The following is a 22,906-nucleotide window of genomic DNA, read 5'->3' as shown; positions in this document are numbered from 1 at the left end:
ATAATTGGAAATGCTCGTTTTTTGATGTATTTAGATTCTTAGTCTTTATTTTCATATGGCAAGATTAAGTTCAAGATGATTCCTGTCATGGCTGATAGGGCAGTACCTGAAAGTGTAACTGGACCAAGTTTAAGGATAGCTCCTCCAAGTCCAAGGACCAACATAGCACTTGCGATGATTAGGTTACGCATTTGAGCGAAATCAACACGTTCTTTAATCAAAACTTTCAAACCGTTGCTGGCGATAACCCCATAGAGAAGGATTGACATACCACCAAGTACAGCATTTGGGATAGTTGAAATTAAGGCAGTGAATTTACCAAGGAAGCTAAGGGCAATCGCGATAAAGGCAGCGTTACGGATAACTGAGACAGAAGCGATACGAGTCATACCGATAACCCCTGTATTTTCTCCATAAGTTGTATTGGCTGGTCCACCAAGGAAGGCAGAAACAGAAGTTGCGATACCGTCACCAAGAAGAGTACGGTGAAGACCTGGTTCTTTCAAGAATTGACGGCCACAGATTTGACCCAAAACAGTATGGTCTCCGATATGTTCAGAAATTGTTACGATAGCGATTGGCAAGATAGCGATGGTTTCTGGACCAAAGTAAAGATTGTATTCTTTAAAGGCACCACCTGTGCTAAATGGCAAGTAGAAACCAGGAATTTCAAACCAGTTAGCTTTTAGAACTGGTGTAAAGTCAACCAAGCCAAGGGTTAGTGCGAAGAGGTAACCACCGATAATGGCAAAGAGGAATGGAATGATTCGTAGGAATCCTTTTCCTTTTGTATTGATAAAGGCAGCAATCAAGAAAGTAACAACTGCTACAAGAGCATTTTTCCAATTCCCGTCAGCTACAAGACCAGCGTTAGTAACTGCTGAGCCTGCAAGTCCAAGACCGATAACGATGATCATAGGTCCGATGATGATTGGTGGCAAGAGTTTATCAATCCATTTTGTACCTGCAAAACAAACACCAGCAGCCACAAGGACATAGACCAAACCAGTCAAGATAACCCCTGTTTGAGCAGCAGATACATCACCACCCATTTCTTTCATAGCAAGTGACATTGCTGTGATAAAGGCAAATGAAGAACCTAGATAAACTGGAACTTTAAAACCAGTTGAAATCATGTAGATGAGTGTCCCAACACCTGAAGCAAAAAGGGCAACAGATACAGGCATTCCCAAAATCAATGGTACTAAGATGGTCGCACCAAACATGGCGAAAACGTGTTGGAAACTAAGGAGAATTCCTTTTCCAGCCGAAGGACGTTGGTCAACGTCTAGTAACAAATCAACAGTTGATTCTTGTTTCATATAAACCTCACTTTTGGGCATCAAAAAAGAGCCCATTATTTTACAGCAATAGGCCCTCAGAGTAAGACTTCTCTAAAATCTAGACTTTAAAGAGTTTCAAGTATTTCTGCGTCTTCGTCACCTCACGGGATGACATTAAAAACCTTTGCTTTTGATAGTATAGCAGAAATTCCGAACTTTGTAAACATTTTTTACTAAAAAATTTAAAGCGGGCGTTTATTGGGCATGCCAGCCTTTCTTGGATATTTATTTGGTGTTTCTTTTTTCTTTTCTACCACTGTGATGTAGCGCGGATCTCCATTAGGTAGAGCGTAGCTGAGATTGTCTTCGACCTTACTAAAAAGGAGGTTGAGGGCATTCTTAGCTTCTAATAATTCCTCAGGCGCATTGCTGGCCTTGAGAGCCAATAGTTTTCCGCCAACTTTAAGGTAGGGAATAGTCAATTCAGACAAGACCTGCATACGGGCAACCGCACGAGCTGTTACAAAATCATAGTGAGCACGGAAGTTCTTGTCTTGGGCCAAGTCTTCTGCACGTCCATGGTAGAAATGAACACTATCCAAATCCAGTTCTTGAGCTAAGAGTTGGAGGAAGTTGATGCGTTTATTGAGTGAATCAATGATAGTTACATCTAACTGAGGATAGAGGATTTTCATGGGAAGACTAGGAAATCCTGCCCCGGCTCCAATATCAAGAAGTTTGATAGTTTCATTGGGAATCAAACCTTGCAGAATAGGCGCAATCGAATCGTAAAAATGTTTGAGATAAACTTCTTCCTTGTCTGTAATAGCCGTCAAATTAATCTTCTCATTCCACTCGACCAAGAGCTCAAAATAACGTTCAAATTGTTCTTTCTGCTGGTCCGAAAGTGGAAGATTTTGCTCGGCAAGCAAGTTGTAAAATGTTTCTGGTTTCATAGTTATTTCCTTCTTTAGTATCATCTTATTTTACCACAATCATTAAAAATTTGATATACTGGTACTAATCTAAAAGCAGAAAGGACTTATATAATGACTTGGATTATTCTTGGAGTTTTAGCTCTTATTGTTATTTTTGTGATTGTTAGCTATAATGGTTTGGTTAAGAATCGTATGCAAACAAAGGAGGCTTGGAGTCAGATTGATGTTCAGTTGAAACGTCGAAATGACCTCTTGCCAAACTTGATTGAGACTGTAAAAGGTTATGCCAAATATGAAGGTTCTACCCTTGAAAAGGTGGCAGAACTACGTAACCAAGTGGCGGCAGCGACTTCACCAGCAGAAGCTATGAAAGCTAGTGATGCCCTCACTCGTCAGGTTTCAGGTATTTTTGCAGTTGCAGAAAGCTATCCAGATTTGAAAGCTAGTGCAAACTTTGTTAAATTGCAAGAGGAGTTGACAAACACAGAAAATAAAATTTCTTACTCTCGTCAACTCTACAACAGTGTTGTCAGCAACTACAATGTAAAATTAGAAACTTTCCCAAGCAATATTATCGCTGGGATGTTTGGATTTAAAGCAGCAGATTTCCTTCAAACACCAGAAGAGGAAAAGGCAGTTCCTAAAGTTGATTTTAGCGGTTTAGGTGACTAAGATGTTGTTTGATCAAATTGCAAGCAATAAACGAAAAACGTGGATTTTGTTGCTGGTATTTTTCCTACTCTTAGCTCTTGTTGGCTATGCGGTTGGTTACCTCTTTATGCGGTCTGGGATTGGTGGTTTGGTTATCGCACTGATTATTGGCTTTATCTATGCCTTGTCCATGATTTTTCAATCGACAGAGATTGTCATGTCCATGAATGGAGCGCGTGAGGTGGATGAGCAAACGGCACCAGACCTTTACCATGTAGTGGAAGATATGGCTATGGTGGCTCAGATTCCCATGCCACGTGTTTTCATCATTGATGATCCAGCCTTAAATGCTTTTGCGACAGGTTCTAACCCTCAAAATGCGGCGGTTGCTGCAACTTCAGGTCTTCTAGCTATCATGAATCGTGAAGAACTAGAAGCTGTTATGGGCCATGAAGTCAGTCATATTCGTAATTACGATATCCGCATTTCGACTATTGCTGTTGCCCTTGCTAGTGCTATCACCATGCTTTCTAGTATGGCAGGTCGTATGATGTGGTGGGGTGGAGCAGGTCGCAGACGAAGTGACGATGATAGAGATGGAAATGGTCTTGAAATCATTATGCTAGTGGTTTCACTACTAGCTATTGTACTGGCACCTCTCGCTGCAACTTTGGTGCAACTAGCTATTTCTCGCCAGAGGGAATTCCTAGCTGATGCTTCCAGTGTCGAGTTGACGCGTAATCCGCAAGGAATGATCAATGCGCTACGTAAGTTAGATAATAGTAAACCGATGAGTCGTCCTGTCGATGATGCCAGCAGTGCACTTTATATCAATGATCCTAAGAAAGGTGGAGGGTTCCAAAAACTCTTTTATACCCACCCACCTATCTCAGAACGGATTGAACGTTTAAAACATATGTAAAATGAATCCAGAGACGACCTCTGGATTTTTGCTATGTTGCAAATTTATAAATCTTGTAAATCAACTGCTTCTAATCCTTTTTCTGTTAAGCGATAGATGATTGAACAGACCTCTTTTAAGAAACGACGGTCATGCGAAACAGTGATGAGACCGCCAGGATAAGTGGCAAAGAGTTTCCTGATGTGGGGTTGAGAAGTGGGAGAAAAGTTTCGTGTGGGTTCATCCAGAAGGAGAAAGTTTGGTTTGCGCAAGACTAAATCCAAAAGCAGGAGTTTTCCCTGTTGTCCGCCAGATAAGGAGAGAATTTGATGCTGCATTTCTGGATAACTGAAATTGAGACTGGCTAAGTGAGATTGGATTTTCTGTAGTTCCTCTTTTTCCCCAGTTTGACTTAGATAGGCTATTGGTGATAAATCCAATTTCAGTTTTTTGTGGTAATCTTGTGGCATATAACCAAGTGAAATCTCTCTTTTTTGACTTAGCAGTTGTTGCAACTTGGCTAGCAGAGTCGATTTTCCAACACCATTTGGGCCGATGATACCGATTTTTTCTTGGCCATGGACAGTTAGTTGCAGTCCCTGAACCAAAACTCGGTCGCCAATGGACAAATTTTCTTTTTCCAATTGGATTAAGACTTTAGAAGCCGGTAATGGTTGGACATCTGAAAAGAAAAGTTTGATTTCTTCCTCTTCAAGTGGCTTTTGGGTCATGGCCTGAGCTTCCTTTTCAAAGCGTTTTTCTTGAGAGAGGACAGTTTTCATCTTTTTAGCCAATAGGCGACCGGCAGTACTGTCTTTAGTAGCTCTAAGCGCAGTTTCTACATTTTGCTTGACTCGTCGATGTTTTTCCATGGTTTTATCGTAGGCTCTTTGATCGTTAGCAGCTTGCTTGCTTTGTTTGGCAAAATTAGCCTTTCTCTGCTCACTATAGCGATCATAGTCTAAATGCTCTACTAGTGTTTCCGCTTCTTTACGGTGCTTGACCAGTCGCAAGTGAACAATAGTGTCTGCCGTTTCAGAAAGAAAGTCTTCATCATGGGAAATGAAAATAACGGTTTGCCTCATCTTCTGTATCTGTCTTTTTAGCCAATCAACCGTCTCAAGGTCTAGGTCATTTGAAGGTTCATCTAGAAATAGAATCTCAAAGGGTTTGGCTAACTCATGGATGAGCTGAATTTTCAAAGCTTCGCCTCCTGATAGACTGCCAATCTCTTGGTTGCTAGCGAAGCGATCGCCATCAAAATGCAATTCCTCAGCCAAACGATAGAGGATACTGTAGTCTAAATCAAGAGAATCTAAAAAGAAGTAGTCGTGTAGACTTTTCTTTTTCAGCTCCTCGGGAAGTTTTTGAGGAATATAGGCCAGTGACTGATAGTCAGACTGGATGTCTCCCTTGATAGTGAAATCAGACAAAGTTTCCCCCATTAAAGTTTTAAGTAAGGTTGATTTGCCATTTCCTTCCTCTCCAATAATAGCTACTTTTTCCCCGTCTTGGATGGTCATGTTTAAGTCTGAGACAAGATCTCGTAAATCTTTGTTTTGTGTGATGGTCAGATGATTGATTTTTATCATATTGTTGCCCTTTCTAGAATGTCGATAGTGCATAACAAAAAGCTCTACTTTATCTAGTAGAGCCAAAGTTTATGTCAAAAAACTCTATTAATACTCTTCGAAAATCTCTTCAAACCACGTCAGCGTCGCCTTACCGTATATATGTGACTGACTTCGTCAGTCTTATCTACAACCTCAAAACAGTGTTTTGAGCAACCTGTGGCTAGCTTCCTAGTTTGCTTTTTGATTTTCATTGAGTATAAAATGCCAAAAAGGAGCATAAAAGAGCACACAAAAAGAGACAAAAACAAGATCTACTAAATAAAGGTTCTTTATTTGATAGACTTAGTTGTTCATGTCTCCCTTACCTCCTAGTATTAGTACCTCTATCCTATACCTTTCAGGATATTTTGTCAACAGAAAATTGGAAATTACAAGCTCTAGAATCCAAAAACAGGTCCATAAAGAGTTAGTACGTGTTTGACATGCTCGTAATGGAACTTGTCATAGTTGCGCCAAGCAGTGCGTGCTTGATCGTTTAGTTTTAGGCTACCAAGACCAATCAGAAGACTGGTACGTTGGTAAAATTTCTCAAGATCGATTAAGATACTGTTGTCCAACTTTTCCGCTTTTTTGAGCTCTTTTATAGTAGTGTTTAGCAGCTCTTGTAGTCGAGTATCATCTGCAGTACCCTGTTTGCAGCTTTGGAAACTTTTATTTAACTCGGATAGGAGTTGGGTTGCATTAGTAATGAGTTCTTTGTCTTCCATATGAGCATCCTCCTTGCTCTGATGTATTATTGCCTATAGTATAGCACTAAAAAACAAAAATGTCATAGTAAATATGTTAAAAAATCGAATTTTAATTACAAAGTTTGGTGGGCTGATTTGTAGCCTTTTCATGGTATAATCAAGAGAGTAAATCTTTATGGAGGAAGTATGAAATTAAATATTCAAGAAATTCGTAAGCAGTCTGAAGGCCTGCATTTTGAACAAACGTTAGACCTAGCCGCCGACCTACGTGCACGTAATCAAGAAATTTTAGATGTAAAAGATATCCTTGCAGTTGGAAAAGTACAGTACGAAGACCGTATGTATTTCTTAGATTATCAGTTGTCTTATAGCATTGTCCTTGCTTCAAGTCGTAGTATGGAGCCAGTTGAGTTAGTTGAATCTTATCCAGTAACGGAAGTTTTTATGGAAGGCGCAACTAACCAACTAGATCAGGAAGTTTTAGACGATGATTTGGTCTTGCCTATCGAAAATGGAGAACTTGACCTTGCTGAGAGCGTATCAGACAATATCCTACTAAACATTCCTATCAAGGTTTTGACGGCTGAAGAAGAGGCTGGTCAAGGATTTGTTTCAGGAAATGACTGGCAAATCATGACAGAGGAAGAATACCAAGCTCAACAAGCAGTTAAGAAAGAAGAAAACAGTCCTTTTGCTGGCTTACAAGGACTATTTGATGGAGACGAATAATGGTCTTGTCAAAAAAACGCGCACGAAAGGTGCTACAAGAAATCATTGCTCTTTTTCCAGATGCCAAGCCCAGTCTTGATTTTACCAATCATTTTGAACTTTTGGTTGCGGTCATGTTGTCAGCGCAGACGACGGATGCAGCGGTAAATAAGGCCACACCAGGTCTCTTTGCTGCCTTTCCAACGCCACAAGCCATGTCTGTTGCAACAGAAAGTGAGATTGCTTCACACATTTCTCGCCTGGGACTGTATCGAAATAAGGCTAAATTCCTTAAAAAATGTGCCCAACAGTTACTAGACGATTTTGATGGTCAAGTTCCTCAAATACGTGAGGAGTTAGAGAGTTTAGCAGGTGTTGGTCGCAAGACAGCCAATGTTGTCATGAGTGTGGGGTTTGGGATTCCAGCCTTTGCAGTGGATACTCATGTGGAGCGTATTTGCAAACACCACGATATTGTCAAAAAATCAGCGACACCGCTTGAGGTGGAAAAACGAGTTATGGATATCTTGCCACCGGAGCAGTGGTTAGCAGCTCATCAGGCCATGATTTATTTTGGAAGAGCCATTTGCCATCCTAAAAATCCAGAGTGTGACCAGTACCCACAGTTATATGATTTTAGCAATTTATAAGATGGCTCATCAAAAGTTTTTGCTTGATTTTAAGCATGCTTTGTGCTATAGTAATTGATAACTAAATATTCCTTTAAACCTGTCCCGTGAGGCAGGCAAGGAGCGCGATAAAGTAGAAGGGCGAAGTCTATACTATTTGCAGTAGGGCTCGTTTGGCTATACATTTCAAGTCTCCTTGTTTAAGGAGACTTTTCTTTTTGGAGGTTTGTCATGAAGACAAAAGAAGTTGTAGACGAATTGACCGTCAAACGAGCGATTACGCGTATTACTTATGAGATTATAGAACGTAACAAAGATTTGAATAAAATTGTATTGGCTGGTATTAAAACTCGTGGTGTCTTTATCGCCCACCGTATCCAAGAACGTTTGGAGCAGCTAGAAAATCTTTCAGTTCCGGTTGTAGAATTGGATACTAAACCCTTCCGTGACGATGTTAAAAGTGGAGAAGATACTTCTTTGGTTTCTGTTGATGTGACAGACCGTGAAGTTATCTTGGTGGATGATGTGCTTTATACAGGCCGTACCATCCGCGCTGCTATTGATAATATTGTCGGACATGGACGTCCTGCGCGCGTGAGTTTAGCAGTTCTCGTCGATCGTGGACATAGAGAATTGCCAATACGTCCTGATTATGTTGGAAAAAATATCCCAACTAGTCGTTCGGAAGAAATCATCGTTGAGATGGCAGAACTTGACGGCCAAGACAGAGTTCTGATTACTGAAGAAGCATAAAAGCTAAAGGAGTAGCCATGTCAGAAAATCAACAAGCATTGAACCATGTGGTGTCCATGGAAGACCTCACTGTCGATCAAGTTATGAAACTGATCAAGCGTGGGATTGAATTTAAAAATGGAGCTCAGCTTCCTTATGAAGACCATCCGATTGTTTCCAATCTTTTCTTTGAGGATTCTACACGGACGCATAAGTCCTTCGAAGTGGCAGAGATTAAACTGGGGCTGGAACGACTTGACTTTGATGTGAAGACTAGTTCGGTTAATAAGGGTGAGACACTTTATGATACCATTTTGACTTTGTCTGCCTTAGGAGTAGACGTCTGTGTGATTCGCCACCCAGAGGTTGACTACTACAGAGAGTTGATTGCTAGTCCCACGATTACGACTTCCATCATCAATGGTGGAGATGGTTCGGGACAACACCCTAGCCAAAGCTTGCTGGATTTGATGACTATTTATGAGGAATTTGGTCACTTTGAGGGCCTTAAGGTTGCGATTGCGGGTGACTTGGACCACTCACGCGTTGCCAAATCCAATATGCAGATTTTGAAACGCTTGGGAGCTGAACTTTACTTTGCTGGACCTGAGGAATGGAGAAGTCAAGAGTTTGCAGACTATGGACAGTTTGTAACTATTGATAAAATCATTGATCAGGTGGATGTCATGATGTTTCTTCGTGTGCAACATGAACGCCATGATAGTGGTGCAGTCTTTTCAAAAGAAGACTACCATGCCCAACATGGCTTGACTCAAGAACGTTACGACCGTTTGAAAGAAACAGCAATCCTCATGCACCCAGCTCCAGTCAACCGTGATGTAGAAATCGCAGACCATTTGGTTGAAGCACCAAAATCACGGATTGTCCAACAAATGACCAATGGTGTCTTTGTTCGAATGGCAATCTTAGAATCCGTACTGGCGAGTAGAAACGCCAACTAAAACACAAGACGTTAAAAGACGCCAGTGAGCGTCCACGAGAGGTGAAAATATGACAAAAAGACTTCTAGTATTAGAAGATGGCACAGTTTTTGAAGGCAAGGCCTTCGGAGCAGATATTGATGTAACAGGTGAAATCGTCTTTAACACAGGGATGACCGGCTATCAAGAATCCATCACAGACCAGTCCTACAATGGACAAATCTTGACCTTTACTTATCCTTTGGTAGGAAATTATGGAATTAACCGTGATGACTACGAATCCATTATTCCAACTTGTAAGGGAGTCGTTGTTTTCGAAGAAGCACGTAGAGCAAGCAACTGGCGCAACCAAATGACCTTGGATGAATTTTTGAAAGCTAAAAAAATTCCAGGTATTTCAGGGATTGATACGCGTGCTCTTACCAAGATTATCCGTAAGCATGGTACTATGCGTGCAACCTTGACCCATGTTGGTGACAGTATGGACCATGTGACGGATCAGCTCCAAGCAACAGTTTTGCCGACAGACAATATCAAGCAGGTTTCTACTAAAACATCCTATCCAGCTCCAGGAGTTGGTTTGAGTGTTGTCTTAGTGGACTTTGGTCTCAAGCACTCAATCTTACGTGAACTTTCTAAGCGTAACTGTAACGTGACGGTTGTTCCTTATTCGACAACGGCTGAAGAAATTCTCCATCTCAACCCTGACGGAGTTATGTTATCAAATGGTCCGGGTAACCCAGAAGATGTTCCACAGGCACTGGATATGATTCGTGGTGTACAAGGAAAAATTCCAATCTTTGGTATTTGTATGGGGCATCAACTCTTTGCAATGGCAAATGGTGCTAAGACCTACAAAATGAAATTTGGTCACCGTGGATTCAACCATGCGGTACGTGAGATTGCTACTGGACGTGTGGATTTTACAAGTCAAAACCATGGCTATGCAGTTAGCCGTGAGGATTTGCCAGAGCACTTGATTATCACCCACGAAGAAATCAATGACAAGTCAGTTGAAGGTGTGCGTCACAGATACCAACCTGCTTTCTCTGTTCAATATCACCCAGATGCAGCCCCTGGTCCACACGACGCAAGCTACCTATTTGACGAGTTTATCGAGATGATGGAAGCTTTTAAACAATCAAACTAGGAACTAGTAAAAGCTCGTCGGAGAATTTATGTAACTGAACACGGACGGAAAACTCGGAATTTAGAGAAACCAATTTGGATTGTCAATCCTTCTTTGGTTTCCTAAAATTCAATCGTTTTCTATTCGTCCTTTGTATCTTATTTAATGTCGCCCTGAGAGGCGACGAATAGAAAGGCAGGTCGTTTCTTTTAGTCGCTATCAGGCGAACTAAAAACTCCCTGCACTAGATTTTTTACCGAAAAGTATCGCTTCGCTAAAAAATCGTCGAAGAATTTATTTAATGGCAACCTGAGAGTTGCCGAATAGAAAGGAGAAGATACATTGTTCGCGGAAGTGAACACGCCCTAAGAACTGTGTGAAAAAGATAAACATCGTCTTGACGCTGAAGGTGTCTGCACCGAGTTTCCTATTTTCACTGTGTTCTTTACGGGCTTTGTATCATAAACTATGCCTAAACGTACTGATATTCAAAAAATTATGGTGATTGGTTCTGGTCCGATTATTATTGGTCAGGCTGCTGAGTTTGACTATGCTGGGACCCAGGCTTGCTTGTCGTTGAAAGAGGAAGGTTATGAGGTTGTTTTGGTTAACTCAAACCCTGCAACCATCATGACAGACAAGGAGATTGCGGACAAGGTTTATATCGAACCGATTACACTTGAGTTTGTGACACGTATTCTTCGTAAGGAACGTCCAGATGCCTTACTTCCAACCCTTGGTGGGCAAACTGGTCTTAATATGGCCATGGAATTGTCTAAAAATGGTATCCTAGATGAGCTTGGTGTTGAGCTTCTGGGAACTAAATTATCTGCCATCGACCAAGCGGAGGACCGTGATCTCTTTAAACAATTGATGGAAGAGCTCAACCAACCCATTCCAGAATCTGAAATTGTTAATACAGTAAAAGAAGCAGTTGCCTTTGCAGCGACAATTGGCTACCCAGTCATCGTCCGTCCAGCCTTTACTCTTGGTGGTACTGGTGGTGGTATGTGTGCCAACGAGGAAGAATTGCGCGAGATCGCTGAAAATGGGTTGAAATTGTCACCTGTTACCCAATGTTTGATTGAGCGTTCAATCGCAGGTTTCAAGGAAATCGAATACGAAGTTATGCGTGACTCAGCTGACAATGCTTTGGTTGTTTGTAACATGGAAAACTTTGACCCAGTTGGGATTCATACAGGGGATTCCATTGTATTTGCCCCTGCCCAAACCATGTCAGATTATGAAAACCAAATGCTTCGTGACGCAAGCTTGAGCATCATTCGTGCCCTCAAGATTGAAGGTGGATGTAACGTTCAGCTAGCCCTTGATCCCCACAGCTTCAAGTACTATGTCATCGAAGTAAACCCTCGTGTATCGCGTTCGTCAGCCCTTGCTTCTAAGGCGACAGGTTACCCAATTGCCAAATTGGCTGCCAAGATTGCAGTTGGTTTGACTTTGGATGAGGTCATCAACCCAGTTACAGGTTCAACCTATGCCATGTTTGAACCAGCCCTTGACTACGTGGTTGCCAAGATTCCACGTTTCCCATTTGACAAGTTTGAAAAGGGTGAGCGCCGTCTTGGGACACAGATGAAGGCGACTGGAGAAGTCATGGCGATTGGTCGTAACATCGAAGAGTCGCTTCTTAAAGCTTGTCGTTCACTTGAAATTGGCGTTCACCACAATGAAATGACTGAACTTGCAGCAGTTCCTGATGATTCCTTGATTGAAAAAGTTGTCAAAGCCCAAGATGATCGTCTCTTCTATGTATCAGAAGCCATTCGTCGTGGCTACACACCAGAAGAAATTGCAGAGCTTACAAAAATCGATATTTTTTATCTCGATAAACTCCTACATATCTTTGAAATTGAGCAAGAATTGGGTGCTCACCCACAAGATCTAGGCGTTTTGAAAACTGCTAAACTGAATGGCTTCTCAGACCGTAAGATTGCTGAACTCTGGGAAACGACAGCTGACCAAGTTCGTCAACTTCGTTTGGAAAACAAGATTGTCCCAGTCTACAAGATGGTGGATACTTGTGCGGCGGAGTTTGACTCTGAAACACCATATTTCTATTCAACCTATGGTTGGGAAAATGAGTCTATCAAGTCTGATAAGGAATCTGTACTAGTCCTAGGTTCTGGTCCAATCCGTATCGGTCAAGGTGTTGAGTTTGACTACGCAACTGTTCACTCGGTTAAGGCTATTCAAGCTGCTGGTTATGAGGCTATCATCATGAACTCAAACCCAGAGACCGTTTCTACAGACTTCTCTGTATCAGATAAGCTTTACTTTGAGCCATTGACATTCGAAGATGTTATGAATGTCATCGACTTGGAGCAACCAAAGGGCGTTATCGTTCAGTTCGGTGGTCAAACAGCCATCAACCTTGCGGAGCCATTGGCAAAAGCAGGTGTGACCATCCTTGGTACACAGGTTGCTGACCTAGACCGTGCCGAAGACCGCGACCTCTTCGAGCAAGCTCTTAAAGATTTGGATATTCCACAGCCACCAGGACAAACGGCTACCAATGAAGAAGAAGCAGTGCTTGCGGCTCGCAAGATTGGTTTCCCAGTCTTAGTCCGTCCATCTTATGTTTTAGGTGGACGTGCTATGGAAATCGTTGAAAACGAAGAAGACCTTCGTTCTTATATGCGTACTGCGGTTAAGGCAAGTCCAGACCACCCTGTTCTTGTTGACTCTTATATCGTTGGACAAGAGTGTGAAGTCGATGCCATTTCAGATGGTAAAAATGTACTCATTCCTGGTATCATGGAGCATATCGAACGTGCCGGTGTCCACTCAGGTGACTCAATGGCCGTTTACCCACCACAAACCTTGTCGCAAAAGGTGCAAGAAACAATCGCAGACTATACTAAACGACTAGCAATCGGTCTTAACTGCCTTGGAATGATGAACATCCAGTTTGTCATCAAGGATGAAAAAGTCTATGTTATTGAGGTCAATCCACGTGCTAGCCGTACGGTGCCATTCCTTTCTAAGGTAACCAATATCCCTATGGCTCAAGTAGCAACCAAGCTCATTCTTGGTCAAAAACTTGAAGAACTTGGCTACCAAGATGGACTTTACCCTGAAAGTACTCGCGTTCATATCAAGGCACCTGTCTTCTCCTTTACCAAACTAGCTAAGGTAGACAGCTTACTTGGTCCTGAAATGAAGTCAACAGGGGAAGTTATGGGTTCTGATACGACTTTAGAAAAAGCTCTCTATAAGGCTTTTGAAGCTTCTTACTTACACTTGCCAACTTTTGGTAACGTTGTATTTACCATCGCTGATGATGCCAAAGAAGAAGCCTTGGACTTGGCTCGTCGTTTCCAAAATATTGGCTATGGAATCCTTGCGACAGAAGGGACAGCAGCCTTCTTTGCCAGTCATGGATTGCAAGCCCAACCTGTTGGTAAGATTGGTGATGACGATAAGGACATTCCAAGTTTTGTTCGCAAAGGAAGAATTCAAGCTATCATTAACACAGTTGGAACCAAACGAACTGCAGACGAAGATGGTGAGCAAATCCGTCGTTCAGCCATTGAACACGGAGTGCCCCTCTTCACAGCCCTAGATACAGCTAACGCCATGCTCAAAGTATTGGAAAGCCGTAGTTTTGTCACAGAAGCGATTTAAATAGAAAAAGAGAAGGTGTAACGATCTTCTCTTTTTTGTTATATTTTTTCTTGTAAACTACTGCTTAATCAGCTTTTGCGATAAGCTTTAATACTGTGGCTATACCACTCTTGCATTTCTTTTGATGGTGGTGTCATATAATCCCCATACATCTGGGTTAAAAATTGATCATATTTTTTAGGGACGGGCAACATACGGCCTTCAAACTCGGTTAAAATCAGTTCTTTAAAAGTATCAACTGGGAAGACTTCTTTCATACCTTCCTTACCAATCCCAATTCCTCCCTCATATTGAGGAGTGCTGGTTGCAGCATTTTTGACTAGCTGATCAATTTTCTTGTAAAAGTAGCGAGGATTGACAAATCTGAGAGCGTACCAGCTACATAATCTTAGAAAATCTTTTAATTTGCTATCACCGTGAACTGCGCGTGATTTTTTGATATAAGCTAGTTGACGAAGGGCCACATACTTATAACTCTTGTCGACAATGCTCAAGTCTGTAAAACGATCAATCGGGAAGACATCGATAAAGAGACTGGTGTCATGACGCTTGTACTTAACATGGTCTTCGATAACTGTAGAAGTATCCAAAATCGATGCGAAATTATGGAAGTACCAAGAAGAAGTGTCGTAGGAGAGAACCTTATAACGTGGATGATCTTCTTCCTCAATAATCTTCAGTAAACGCTCATAATCTTCACGATAAAGGGAAATATCAATATCATCGTCCCAGGGAATCATACCTTTGTGGCGGATAGCTCCAAGCATGGTTCCATAACTGAGAAAATAAGGAATATCATGTTTCTTACAAGTTTCATCAATATAGTCTAGCAGAGCTAGTTGAATTTCTTTAATTTCTTCTTTTTCTAAATACTGCATCCTAATCCTCCAATTTATAAGCGTGAAATTCATGACTGTAGAAGCGTTTTTCTTCTGGTGGTAGGGTCATATAATCTCCATAAAATTGTGTCAAAATAGTATCAAATTTTTCAGGTGCTGGAAGGCTTAAATTTTCAAAGGGTAAATCAATTGTTTTATCAAAGGTACCACTTGGGAATACTTCTTTTTCCTTAAATTTAGAAGGAATAAAAGCCATATACTGACCATTCTCACGACTATATTTTTGAATTTCTTTCTCGATTTTATGTGCGAAATAACGAGGAGAAACAGGTCGCAGGAGCAACCAAAAGGCTGTTCGTATCCAATCTTTTAAAAGGCTATCCTTATAGACAATATTTTTGTGTTTACTGAAAGACAGAAGTTTGAAGCTTTCCAGTTTATAACAAGTATCAATGACCTTAGGATCATCAAAGCGATCCATAGGGAAAATATCGATAAAAACACCTGACTCATAGGTTTTTGTATTCCGAGTATCAATAATTTTGGTCGTACTGTCAGTTATTTTGACAAAGTTGTTAAAGTAGTTCTTATCAGTTTCTAAGGAAAGGAGCTTATATTTGCTTTTTTCCTTTTGAAAAATGTTTATAAATCGTTGGTAGTCTTCTCGAGTCATGGACAGATCAATATCGTCGTCCCAAGGAATAAAGCCCTGATGTCGAACCGCCCCAATCAGAGTACCGTAGTTAATAATATAGTTGATATTGTGCTTTTTACAGAGAGTACCAATATAATCCAAAATTTCTAATTCAATTTGTTTGGCATCTTCAATGGTTAGTTGTTTCATTCTATACTCCTAAGATTTTTTGAATTTATTTTTTAAGGCTAGGACATGGTTTAAAAATTCATAGAAAATGCTATCTTTGGTGAAGGCAAGTAGACCAATATAAGAGATGGCTGATAGCAAGACAATCAAACCAGTATTAATCAAAAATGGCAAATTAATGACCATATCCACGGGATACAAGAAATTAATCAGGAAATAAATTCCTACAAAGGAAAGTGAAAAAAGCGAGTATCGAACAGTATAGCTAAAGATATGTCCTAAGTGGATGAGTTGTTTTCTATGGATGAAAATGATATAGAAAACAAGTAGAGAGGCTTCTGATAGCATAGTTGTCAGTAAGTAGTATTCAGGAGCCACGATGTGGTTGAAAAAGAGGAGACTGTTTAAGCCTAAATTGAGTAATCCTGCAAAGACTGTATAGACTGTGATACGTTTTTCATAGCCATTTGTAAAGAGAATTTGGGAACCAAGAATGGTATCTAAGGCCAGGATAATCGTACGAAAAGCGAAGAGAGAGGTTAAGATACCGCCTCCGATATATTTTTCACTACCATAAAGTAGGATAGCATTTGGTCCTAAAACCATGAGTCCGAAACTGAGTGGAATGATAAAGAAGTTAAAGATTCGACTTCCTCTATTAACCAGAGAAATATAGGCTTCTTTGTCTCCTTTACCCAAATAGTAACTGAGACGAGGCACACTCACTCCGATAGCTCCTGTTACAACACCAGCTATAACGGTCACAATTCGTTGAGCCATGGTATAGTAACTAACGTTGACATCAATCCCTGTTTTAACGAGGAAGAGACGATCCAAAAAAGTGAAGAGCATATTGGCATTGGCAAAGACTAACATGGCTGTTAGAGGGAGAAAGAGCGGTTTAAAATCACTTATGTGAATCTTAACAATCTTAATGTCTCTTTTAATCCAAAAATAACTAATCAGATAGTTAATCAGTGTCGATAAACTCATCACTAGTGTATAGACAACAATATCGTGTTCATTTTTGACAAACAGGAAAATAGAGACCAGCATCAGGATACGGATGAAGGCAGTCTTGTAAAAGAGAAAACTGTAATTTTCCAGAGCTTCATTGACCCACTCGATTGAAAAAATCTGGGCAATGAGTTGAATCCCCATAACAAGGTAGACTTTTTTGACGATTGGATTATCTGTAAAGAAGAGAGGATAGGCTAGGATATAGACAGCGGTGGTCAAAATCGTACAAGCTATGCACAAATAAAAAAGACTAGAGAAGGTTCTATTCAGATCTTTTTTGTTATCCTTGACATTACTGATGGCCCGTAAACCGTAGTTATAGACTCCATAAGTTGCAAAGGGTAAGAAAAATGACAAAATTGTGTCGACTGAGTTGAAGTAACCATAGTCAGTTCGGTCCAAGACACGCGCGACGTAGGTACCAGTTAAGATGGGAAAAATAATATTCAAGACACGAATTCCCATGTAAGATAGAGCATTTAATTTTATACTTTTCATTCAATTTACCTCGTTTTTCATTATATCATAAAGTTAGCTAATAAGAAATGAAGGGCAGCAAGTCAAGCAATCACTTTGAAGTTTCAAATCTTAATTTTAAGCTTTTTTTAAGAAAACTATATTATTCTGAAGAACTCTAAAATTTCACAGCCATTTATTGGTAATGACTACCGAATTCCTAGTCATTACTAGAAATGGACTAGTTATTTTGAATAATAGAACTCCTTAATCCTTCTATTCTAGAACGGGAGGGCCGGTATTTCTTTCATGATAGGACTAGATTGTGGTATAATAGAGAGAATAAGTTTTTTTAGTAAGACAAAGGAGAAAATAGATGATTTATGCAGGAATTCTTGCTGGTGGAACTGGCACACGTATGGGAATCAGTAACTTGCCAAAACAATTTTTAGAGCTAGGTGATCGACCTATCTTGGTTCATACAATTGAAAAATTTGTCTTGGAACCAAGTATTGAAAAAATTGTAGTTGGGGTTCATGGAGACTGGGTTTCTCATGCAGAAGATCTTGTAGATAAATATCTTCCTCTTCATAAGGAACGTATCATCATTACAAAGGGTGGTGCTGACCGCAATACAAGTATTGAGAAAATCATTGAAGCCATTGATGCTTATCGTCCGCTTACTCCAGAGGATATCGTTGTTACCCACGATTCTGTTCGTCCGTTTATTACACTTCGCATGATTCAAGACAATATCCAACTTGCCCAAAATCATGACGCAGTAGACACAGTGGTAGAAGCGGTTGATACCATCGTTGAAAGCACTAATGGTCAATTTATTACAGATATTCCAAATCGTGCTCACCTCTATCAAGGACAAACACCTCAAACATTCCGTTGCAAGGATTTCATGGACCTTTATGGATCTCTTTCTGATGAAGAGAAGGAAATCTTGACAGATGCATGTAAAATCTTTGTCATTAAAGGAAAAGATGTGGCCTTGGCTAAGGGTGAATATTCAAATCTAAAAATCACAACAGTGACAGATTTGAAAATTGCAAAAAGTATGATTGAGAAAGACTAGTAAAATGATTAATCAAATTTATCAACTAACTAAGCCTAAGTTTATCAATGTCAAATACCAGGAAGAGGCTATTGATCAAGAGAATCATATCCTTATCCGTCCCAACTACATGGCGGTTTGTCATGCGGATCAGCGTTACTACCAAGGAAAACGTGATCCAAAGATTTTGAATAAAAAGCTTCCAATGGCAATGATTCACGAGTCATGTGGAACCGTTATTTCTGACCCGACCGGAACCTATGAGGTTGGGCAAAAAGTTGTCATGATTCCTAATCAGCCACCTATGCAGAGTGATGAAGAATTCTATGAAAACTACATGACAGGGACCCATTTCTTGTCTAGTGGCTTTGATGGCTTTATGAGAGAGTTTGTTTCTCTCCCTAAAGATCGTGTGGTGGCTTATGATTCTATCGAAGATACGGTTGCAGCCATTACAGAGTTTGTCAGTGTCGGTATGCATGCCATGAATCGCCTATTGACCCTTGCTCATAGCAAGCGGGACCGAATCGCCGTTATCGGAGATGGAAGTTTAGCATTTGTGGTTGCCAATATTATCAACTATACTTTGCCAGAAGCAGAGATCGTGGTTATTGGTCGTCATTGGGAAAAGTTGGAACTCTTCTCTTTTGCCAAAGAATGCTATATTACTGATAATATTCCTGAAGATTTGGCCTTTGACCATGCTTTTGAGTGTTGTGGTGGTGATGGTACTGGACCAGCTATTAATGACTTGATTCGCTATATTCGTCCTCAAGGAACGATTCTCATGATGGGAGTTAGCGAATATAAAGTCAATCTCAATACTCGCGATGCCTTAGAAAAGGGCTTGCTCTTAGTTGGTTCCTCTCGTTCTGGTCGCATCGATTTTGAAAATGCAATCCAAATGATGGAAGTCAAGAAATTTGCCAATCGTCTTAAAAATATCCTTTATCTAGAAGAACCTGTAAGAGAAATTAAAGATATTCACCGTGTCTTTGCAACCGATTTAAACACAGCCTTTAAAACCGTGTTTAAGTGGGAAGTATAAGAACTGGAGGTTAATTGTGGAGAAAATCATTAAAGAGAAAATTTCTTCCCTACTTAGTGAAGAAGAGGAAGTCCTCAGTGTTGAACAGCTAGGGGGAATGACCAATCAAAACTATTTGGTCAAAACAACAAATAAGCAATACATTGTTAAATTCTTTGGTAAAGGGACAGAAAAGCTTATCAATCGACAAGATGAAAAGTACAATCTTGAGTTACTAAAGGATTTAGACTTAGATGTAAAAAATTATCTTTTTGATATTGAAGCTGGTATCAAAGTAAATGAGTATATCGAATCTGCGATTACGCTTGATTCAACGTCAATCAAGACCAAATTTGATAAAATTGCTCCAATTTTACAAACTATTCATGCTTCTGGCAAGGAATTAAGAGGAGAATTTGCTCCTTTTGAAGAAATCAAAAAATACGAATCCTTGATTGAAGAAAAAATCCCTTATGCTAACTATGAAGCAGTTCGAGAAGAAGTCTTTTCCTTAGAGAAAAGACTGGCTGACTTAGGTGTTGACAGAAAATCTTGTCATATCGATTTGGTGCCTGAAAACTTTATCGAATCACCTCAAGGACGACTTTATCTGATTGACTGGGAATATTCATCAATGAATGATCCAATGTGGGATTTAGCAGCCCTCTTTTTAGAGTCCGAATTCACTCCCCAAGAGGAAGAAGCTTTCTTATCTCACTATGAGAGTGAGCAAACACCTGTCTCTCGTGAAAAGATTGCCATCTATAAAATTTTGCAAGATGCTATTTGGAGTTTATGGACTGTCTATAAGGAAGAGCAAGGCGCAGATTTTGGTCACTATGGTGTGAATCGTTACCAAAGAGCTGTTAAAGGTTTGTCATATTATGGAGGTTCAGATGAAAAATAAAAATGGAGTTTCTTTTGGTCTACTCTCAGGTATTTTCTGGGGTTTAGGTCTAACGATTAGTGCTTATATCTTTTCGATTTTTACAGATTTGTCACCCTTTGTGGTGGCTGCTGCTCACGATTTCTTGAGTATCTTTATCTTACTAGCTTTTCTTTTGGTAAAAGAAGGAAAAGTTCGTCTCTCAATTTTCTTAAATATTCGCAATGTTAGTGTTATCATCGGAGCCTTGCTAGCAGGCCCTATTGGTATGCAGGCCAATCTTTATGCGGTTAAGTATATCGGAAGTTCCTTAGCTTCATCTGTATCGGCTATTTACCCTGCGATTTCAGTTTTATTGGCTTTCTTCTTTTTGAAGCACAAGATTTCAAAAAATACTGTATTTGGTATTGTCTTGATTATTGCAGGGATTATTGCTCAGACCTATAAGGTTGAACAGGTCAATTCCTTCTACATTGGGATTCTCTGTGCTTTGGTTTGTGCCATTGCATGGGGGAGTGAAAGTGTCCTTAGCTCCTTTGCCATGGAAAGTGAATTGAGTGAAATCGAAGCCCTCTTAATCCGTCAAGTGACTTCATTCTTGTCCTATCTTGTGATTGTGCTCTTCTCTCATCAGTCATTTGCAGAAGTGGCCAATGGACAATTGTTAGGTCTTATGATTGTCTTTGCAGCCTTTGATATGATTTCCTACTTGGCTTATTATATCGCTATCAATCGCTTGCAACCAGCCAAGGCTACAGGTCTTAACGTGAGTTATGTAGTTTGGACTGTCTTGTTTGCAGTTGTTTTCTTGGGTGCACCGCTAGATATGCTGACAATTATTACGTCACTTGTCGTTATTGCTGGAGTTTATATTATTATTAAAGAATAAAGGAGATTCGTGTGAAAGCCATCATCTTAGCAGCGGGCTTGGGAACTCGCTTGCGTCCTATGACTGAAAATACCCCTAAAGCCTTGGTTCAGGTTAATCAAAAACCCTTGATTGAATACCAAATTGAGTTTTTAAAAGAAAAAGGAATCAATGAAATCATCATCATTGTTGGTTACCTTAAAGAACAATTCGATTATTTGAAAGAAAAATATGGTGTTCGCCTCGTCTTCAATGATAAATACGCTGACTACAATAACTTTTACTCTCTCTATCTTGTAAAAGAAGAATTGGCCAATAGCTATGTTATTGATGCCGATAATTATCTCTTTAAAAATATGTTCCGTAATGATTTGACTCGTTCGACTTATTTTAGTGTCTATCGTGAAGATTGTACCAACGAATGGTTCTTGGTCTATGGAGATGACTATAAGGTTCAAGACATTACTGTTGATAGCAAGGCTGGTCGTATCCTTAGTGGTGTATCCTTCTGGGACGCTCCAACTGCAGAAAAGATTGTCAGCTTTATCGACAAGGCTTATGCAAGTGGTGAATTTGTTGATCTCTACTGGGACAATATGGTTAAGGATAATATCAAAGAACTGGATGTCTATGTTGAAGAATTAGAAGGCAATAGCATCTATGAGATCGATAGTGTCCAAGACTACCATAAATTAGAAGAAATTCTTAAAAACGAAAATTAAAGATTCCAACATCTGGCTAAAATAGTCGGATGTTTTTTTGATTTTTTACGAATAAATAGATGAATAGAAAAAGAAATGGAGATATTTATGAAAATCACAAACTATGAAATCTATAAGTTAAAAAAATCGGGTTTGACCAATCAACAGGTTTTGAAGGTCCTAGAATATGGTGAAAATGTCGATCAGGAGCTTTTGTTGGGTGATATTGCAGATATATCAGGTTGTCGAAATCCAGCTGTTTTTATGGAACGTTATTTTCAGATAGACGATGCGCATTTGGAGAAGGAGTTTCAAAAATTTCCATCTTTCTCTATTTTAGATGACTGTTATCCTTGGGATTTGAGTGAAATATATGATGCACCTGTGCTTTTATTTTACAAGGGAAATCTGGATCTCTTGAAATTTCCAAAAGTAGCGGTTGTAGGTAGTCGTGCTTGTAGCAAACAGGGAGCTAAGTCAGTTGAAAAAGTCATTCAGGGCTTGGAAAATGAACTGGTTATCGTCAGTGGATTAGCCAAGGGCATTGACACAGCAGCTCATATGGCAGCTCTTCAGAATGGCGGAAAAACCATTGCAGTGATTGGAACAGGACTGGATGTGTTTTATCCTAAAGCCAATAAACGTTTGCAAGACTACATCGGCAATGACCATCTGATTCTTAGTGAATATGGACTTGGTGAACAACCTCTAAAATTTCATTTTCCTGCCCGTAATCGCATCATTGCTGGACTTTGTCGAGGTGTGATTGTAGCAGAGGCTAAGATGCGCTCAGGTAGTCTCATTACCTGTGAGAGAGCAATGGAAGAAGGGCGTGATGTTTTTGCTATTCCTGGTAGCATTTTAGATGGACTATCAGACGGTTGCCATCATTTGATTCAAGAAGGTGCAAAATTGGTCACAAGTGGGCAGGATGTTCTTGCGGAATTTGAATTTTAATACTCTTCGAAAATCTCTTCAAACCACGTCAGCATCACCTTGCCGTAGGTATGGTTACTGACTTCGTCAGTCTCATCTGCAACCTCAAAGCAGTGCTTTGAGCAACCTGCGGTTAGTTTCCTAGTTTGCTCTTTGATTATGTGACTATTAGTCCGTCTCGCTCCGTTAGGTGAGAGACAAAAAAACCACCCGCTATGCGGGTGCGCGTCGAAGGTTATACCAAAAAAACTCCGAACGCGATACAATAAAGGTGTTCAAGCCAATTGTAAAGCGAAAGGAGAAAAATATGGCACAAAAGGCTCATAGTTTATCGCACACAAAGTGGCACTGTAAGTATCACATTGTGTTCACCCCTAAGTATAGACGAAAAGTTATATATAATCAAA

Annotated in this window: 22 protein-coding genes; 15 read left to right on the top strand and 7 right to left on the bottom strand. The window is 40.1% G+C overall.

Annotation, left to right across the window (positions count from 1 at the left end):
* Positions 1 to 38 precede the first annotated feature (38 nt).
* Both D8836_RS07345 and rsmG read right to left on the bottom strand, forming a co-directional pair.
* Positions 39 to 1,322 carry a uracil-xanthine permease family protein gene (locus D8836_RS07345; RefSeq protein WP_185761615.1) on the bottom strand — a complete coding sequence of 428 codons (1,284 nt, stop codon included), beginning with the start codon at positions 1,320 to 1,322 and terminating at the stop codon, positions 39 to 41.
* 203 nt (positions 1,323 to 1,525) lie between these two features.
* The gene (gene rsmG / locus D8836_RS07340) at positions 1,526 to 2,239 is read right to left on the bottom strand and encodes a 16S rRNA (guanine(527)-N(7))-methyltransferase RsmG (RefSeq protein ID WP_000801933.1); all 714 of its coding nucleotides are present in this window, start codon (positions 2,237 to 2,239) and stop codon (positions 1,526 to 1,528) included.
* 93 nt (positions 2,240 to 2,332) lie between these two features.
* On the opposite strand from rsmG, the gene D8836_RS07335 reads away from it, so the two are divergent.
* Positions 2,333 to 2,893 (top strand): LemA family protein, encoded by a 561-nt coding sequence (locus D8836_RS07335; protein WP_000219833.1) that lies wholly within the window; start codon positions 2,333 to 2,335, stop codon positions 2,891 to 2,893.
* Position 2,894: 1 nt separating this feature from the next.
* A complete protein-coding gene (htpX, locus tag D8836_RS07330; RefSeq protein ID WP_004260114.1) occupies positions 2,895 to 3,794 on the top strand; it encodes a zinc metalloprotease HtpX in 900 nt (299 codons plus the stop codon).
* Positions 3,795 to 3,838: 44 nt separating this feature from the next.
* On the opposite strand, the gene D8836_RS07325 is transcribed toward htpX, so the two are convergent.
* Both D8836_RS07325 and D8836_RS07320 read right to left on the bottom strand, forming a co-directional pair.
* Positions 3,839 to 5,398 (bottom strand): ATP-binding cassette domain-containing protein, encoded by a 1,560-nt coding sequence (locus D8836_RS07325; protein WP_125393579.1) that lies wholly within the window; start codon positions 5,396 to 5,398, stop codon positions 3,839 to 3,841.
* Between the two features lie 386 nt (positions 5,399 to 5,784).
* Positions 5,785 to 6,114, bottom strand: coding sequence for a helicase BlpT (locus D8836_RS07320; protein WP_125393578.1), 330 nt, complete (start codon positions 6,112 to 6,114; stop codon positions 5,785 to 5,787).
* A 168-nt stretch (positions 6,115 to 6,282) separates the two neighbouring features.
* Between D8836_RS07320 and D8836_RS07315 the strand changes: the two genes are divergently transcribed.
* From D8836_RS07315 to carB, 6 genes are all read left to right on the top strand, one after another.
* The gene (locus tag D8836_RS07315; RefSeq protein ID WP_125393577.1) at positions 6,283 to 6,825 is read left to right on the top strand and encodes a YceD family protein; all 543 of its coding nucleotides are present in this window, start codon (positions 6,283 to 6,285) and stop codon (positions 6,823 to 6,825) included.
* Positions 6,825 to 7,454, top strand: coding sequence for an endonuclease III (nth, locus tag D8836_RS07310; protein ID WP_125393576.1), 630 nt, complete (start codon positions 6,825 to 6,827; stop codon positions 7,452 to 7,454). Before D8836_RS07315 ends, nth begins: the two co-directional genes overlap by 1 nt.
* 210 nt (positions 7,455 to 7,664) lie before the next feature.
* A complete protein-coding gene (gene pyrR / locus D8836_RS07305) occupies positions 7,665 to 8,186 on the top strand; it encodes a bifunctional pyr operon transcriptional regulator/uracil phosphoribosyltransferase PyrR (RefSeq protein WP_000850023.1) in 522 nt (173 codons plus the stop codon).
* A gap of 17 nt (positions 8,187 to 8,203) precedes the next feature.
* Complete coding sequence (locus D8836_RS07300) at positions 8,204 to 9,127, top strand: aspartate carbamoyltransferase catalytic subunit (RefSeq protein ID WP_125393575.1); 924 nt, start codon at positions 8,204 to 8,206, stop codon at positions 9,125 to 9,127.
* Positions 9,128 to 9,176: 49 nt separating this feature from the next.
* Positions 9,177 to 10,256, top strand: coding sequence for a carbamoyl phosphate synthase small subunit (locus D8836_RS07295; protein ID WP_000166853.1), 1,080 nt, complete (start codon positions 9,177 to 9,179; stop codon positions 10,254 to 10,256).
* A gap of 447 nt (positions 10,257 to 10,703) precedes the next feature.
* Positions 10,704 to 13,880, top strand: coding sequence for a carbamoyl-phosphate synthase large subunit (carB, locus tag D8836_RS07290; RefSeq protein WP_125393574.1), 3,177 nt, complete (start codon positions 10,704 to 10,706; stop codon positions 13,878 to 13,880).
* Positions 13,881 to 13,948: 68 nt separating this feature from the next.
* On the opposite strand, the gene D8836_RS07285 is transcribed toward carB, so the two are convergent.
* The 3 genes from D8836_RS07285 to tacF are packed head-to-tail and all read right to left on the bottom strand — an operon-like array spanning position 13,949 to position 17,060.
* Positions 13,949 to 14,758 (bottom strand): LicD family protein, encoded by an 810-nt coding sequence (locus D8836_RS07285; protein WP_125393573.1) that lies wholly within the window; start codon positions 14,756 to 14,758, stop codon positions 13,949 to 13,951.
* A 1-nt stretch (position 14,759) separates the two neighbouring features.
* Entirely contained in the window at positions 14,760 to 15,563 is an 804-nt protein-coding gene (locus D8836_RS07280) for a LicD family protein (RefSeq protein WP_125393572.1), read from the bottom strand.
* A gap of 9 nt (positions 15,564 to 15,572) precedes the next feature.
* Complete coding sequence (tacF, locus tag D8836_RS07275) at positions 15,573 to 17,060, bottom strand: type IV teichoic acid flippase TacF (protein ID WP_125393571.1); 1,488 nt, start codon at positions 17,058 to 17,060, stop codon at positions 15,573 to 15,575.
* A 334-nt stretch (positions 17,061 to 17,394) separates the two neighbouring features.
* Between tacF and D8836_RS07270 the strand changes: the two genes are divergently transcribed.
* The 7 genes from D8836_RS07270 to D8836_RS07235 form a co-directional block, all read left to right on the top strand.
* Positions 17,395 to 18,102, top strand: a complete 708-nt coding sequence (locus D8836_RS07270) for an IspD/TarI family cytidylyltransferase (protein ID WP_125393570.1) — start codon at positions 17,395 to 17,397, stop codon at positions 18,100 to 18,102.
* A 4-nt stretch (positions 18,103 to 18,106) separates the two neighbouring features.
* Entirely contained in the window at positions 18,107 to 19,129 is a 1,023-nt protein-coding gene (locus D8836_RS07265; RefSeq protein WP_125393569.1) for a ribitol-5-phosphate dehydrogenase, read from the top strand.
* A gap of 16 nt (positions 19,130 to 19,145) precedes the next feature.
* Positions 19,146 to 20,015, top strand: a complete 870-nt coding sequence (locus D8836_RS07260; RefSeq protein ID WP_045607039.1) for a phosphotransferase family protein — start codon at positions 19,146 to 19,148, stop codon at positions 20,013 to 20,015.
* Positions 20,005 to 20,883, top strand: a complete 879-nt coding sequence (locus tag D8836_RS07255; RefSeq protein WP_000791828.1) for a DMT family transporter — start codon at positions 20,005 to 20,007, stop codon at positions 20,881 to 20,883. Before D8836_RS07260 ends, D8836_RS07255 begins: the two co-directional genes overlap by 11 nt.
* 11 nt (positions 20,884 to 20,894) lie before the next feature.
* Positions 20,895 to 21,584, top strand: a complete 690-nt coding sequence (locus D8836_RS07250) for a sugar phosphate nucleotidyltransferase (protein ID WP_000643977.1) — start codon at positions 20,895 to 20,897, stop codon at positions 21,582 to 21,584.
* Between the two features lie 87 nt (positions 21,585 to 21,671).
* Entirely contained in the window at positions 21,672 to 22,520 is an 849-nt protein-coding gene (gene dprA / locus D8836_RS07245) for a DNA-processing protein DprA (protein WP_125393568.1), read from the top strand.
* 286 nt (positions 22,521 to 22,806) lie between these two features.
* A partial coding sequence (locus tag D8836_RS07235; protein WP_185761614.1) for a transposase occupies positions 22,807 to 22,906 on the top strand: 100 nt, incomplete at its 3' end.

The sequence above is a fragment of the Streptococcus mitis genome, assembly GCF_003942995.1.
In the GTDB taxonomy this organism is placed as follows: Bacteria; Bacillota; Bacilli; order Lactobacillales; family Streptococcaceae; genus Streptococcus; species Streptococcus mitis_CV.
The sequence above is the reverse complement of the archived record's forward strand: the minus strand, read 5'-3'. Positions and strand labels throughout refer to the sequence as shown.

Excerpts from the sequence above, each read along its gene's own strand:
- D8836_RS07295 (WP_000166853.1), top strand. The coding sequence starts at position 9,177 with ATGACAAAAAGACTTCTAGTATTAGAAGATGGCACAGTTTTTGAAGGC.
- D8836_RS07285 (WP_125393573.1), bottom strand. The coding sequence starts at position 14,758 with ATGCAGTATTTAGAAAAAGAAGAAATTAAAGAAATTCAACTAGCTCTG.
- D8836_RS07270 (WP_125393570.1), top strand. The coding sequence starts at position 17,395 with ATGATTTATGCAGGAATTCTTGCTGGTGGAACTGGCACACGTATGGGA.
- D8836_RS07335 (WP_000219833.1), top strand. The coding sequence starts at position 2,333 with ATGACTTGGATTATTCTTGGAGTTTTAGCTCTTATTGTTATTTTTGTG.
- D8836_RS07280 (WP_125393572.1), bottom strand. The coding sequence starts at position 15,563 with ATGAAACAACTAACCATTGAAGATGCCAAACAAATTGAATTAGAAATT.
- D8836_RS07325 (WP_125393579.1), bottom strand. The coding sequence starts at position 5,398 with ATGCACTATCGACATTCTAGAAAGGGCAACAATATGATAAAAATCAAT.
- D8836_RS07265 (WP_125393569.1), top strand. The coding sequence starts at position 18,107 with ATGATTAATCAAATTTATCAACTAACTAAGCCTAAGTTTATCAATGTC.
- rsmG (WP_000801933.1), bottom strand. The coding sequence starts at position 2,239 with ATGAAACCAGAAACATTTTACAACTTGCTTGCCGAGCAAAATCTTCCA.
- nth (WP_125393576.1), top strand. The coding sequence starts at position 6,825 with ATGGTCTTGTCAAAAAAACGCGCACGAAAGGTGCTACAAGAAATCATT.
- dprA (WP_125393568.1), top strand. The coding sequence starts at position 21,672 with ATGAAAATCACAAACTATGAAATCTATAAGTTAAAAAAATCGGGTTTG.
- tacF (WP_125393571.1), bottom strand. The coding sequence starts at position 17,060 with ATGAAAAGTATAAAATTAAATGCTCTATCTTACATGGGAATTCGTGTC.
- D8836_RS07255 (WP_000791828.1), top strand. The coding sequence starts at position 20,005 with ATGAAAAATAAAAATGGAGTTTCTTTTGGTCTACTCTCAGGTATTTTC.
- pyrR (WP_000850023.1), top strand. The coding sequence starts at position 7,665 with ATGAAGACAAAAGAAGTTGTAGACGAATTGACCGTCAAACGAGCGATT.
- carB (WP_125393574.1), top strand. The coding sequence starts at position 10,704 with ATGCCTAAACGTACTGATATTCAAAAAATTATGGTGATTGGTTCTGGT.
- htpX (WP_004260114.1), top strand. The coding sequence starts at position 2,895 with ATGTTGTTTGATCAAATTGCAAGCAATAAACGAAAAACGTGGATTTTG.
- D8836_RS07345 (WP_185761615.1), bottom strand. The coding sequence starts at position 1,322 with ATGAAACAAGAATCAACTGTTGATTTGTTACTAGACGTTGACCAACGT.
- D8836_RS07320 (WP_125393578.1), bottom strand. The coding sequence starts at position 6,114 with ATGGAAGACAAAGAACTCATTACTAATGCAACCCAACTCCTATCCGAG.
- D8836_RS07300 (WP_125393575.1), top strand. The coding sequence starts at position 8,204 with ATGTCAGAAAATCAACAAGCATTGAACCATGTGGTGTCCATGGAAGAC.
- D8836_RS07315 (WP_125393577.1), top strand. The coding sequence starts at position 6,283 with ATGAAATTAAATATTCAAGAAATTCGTAAGCAGTCTGAAGGCCTGCAT.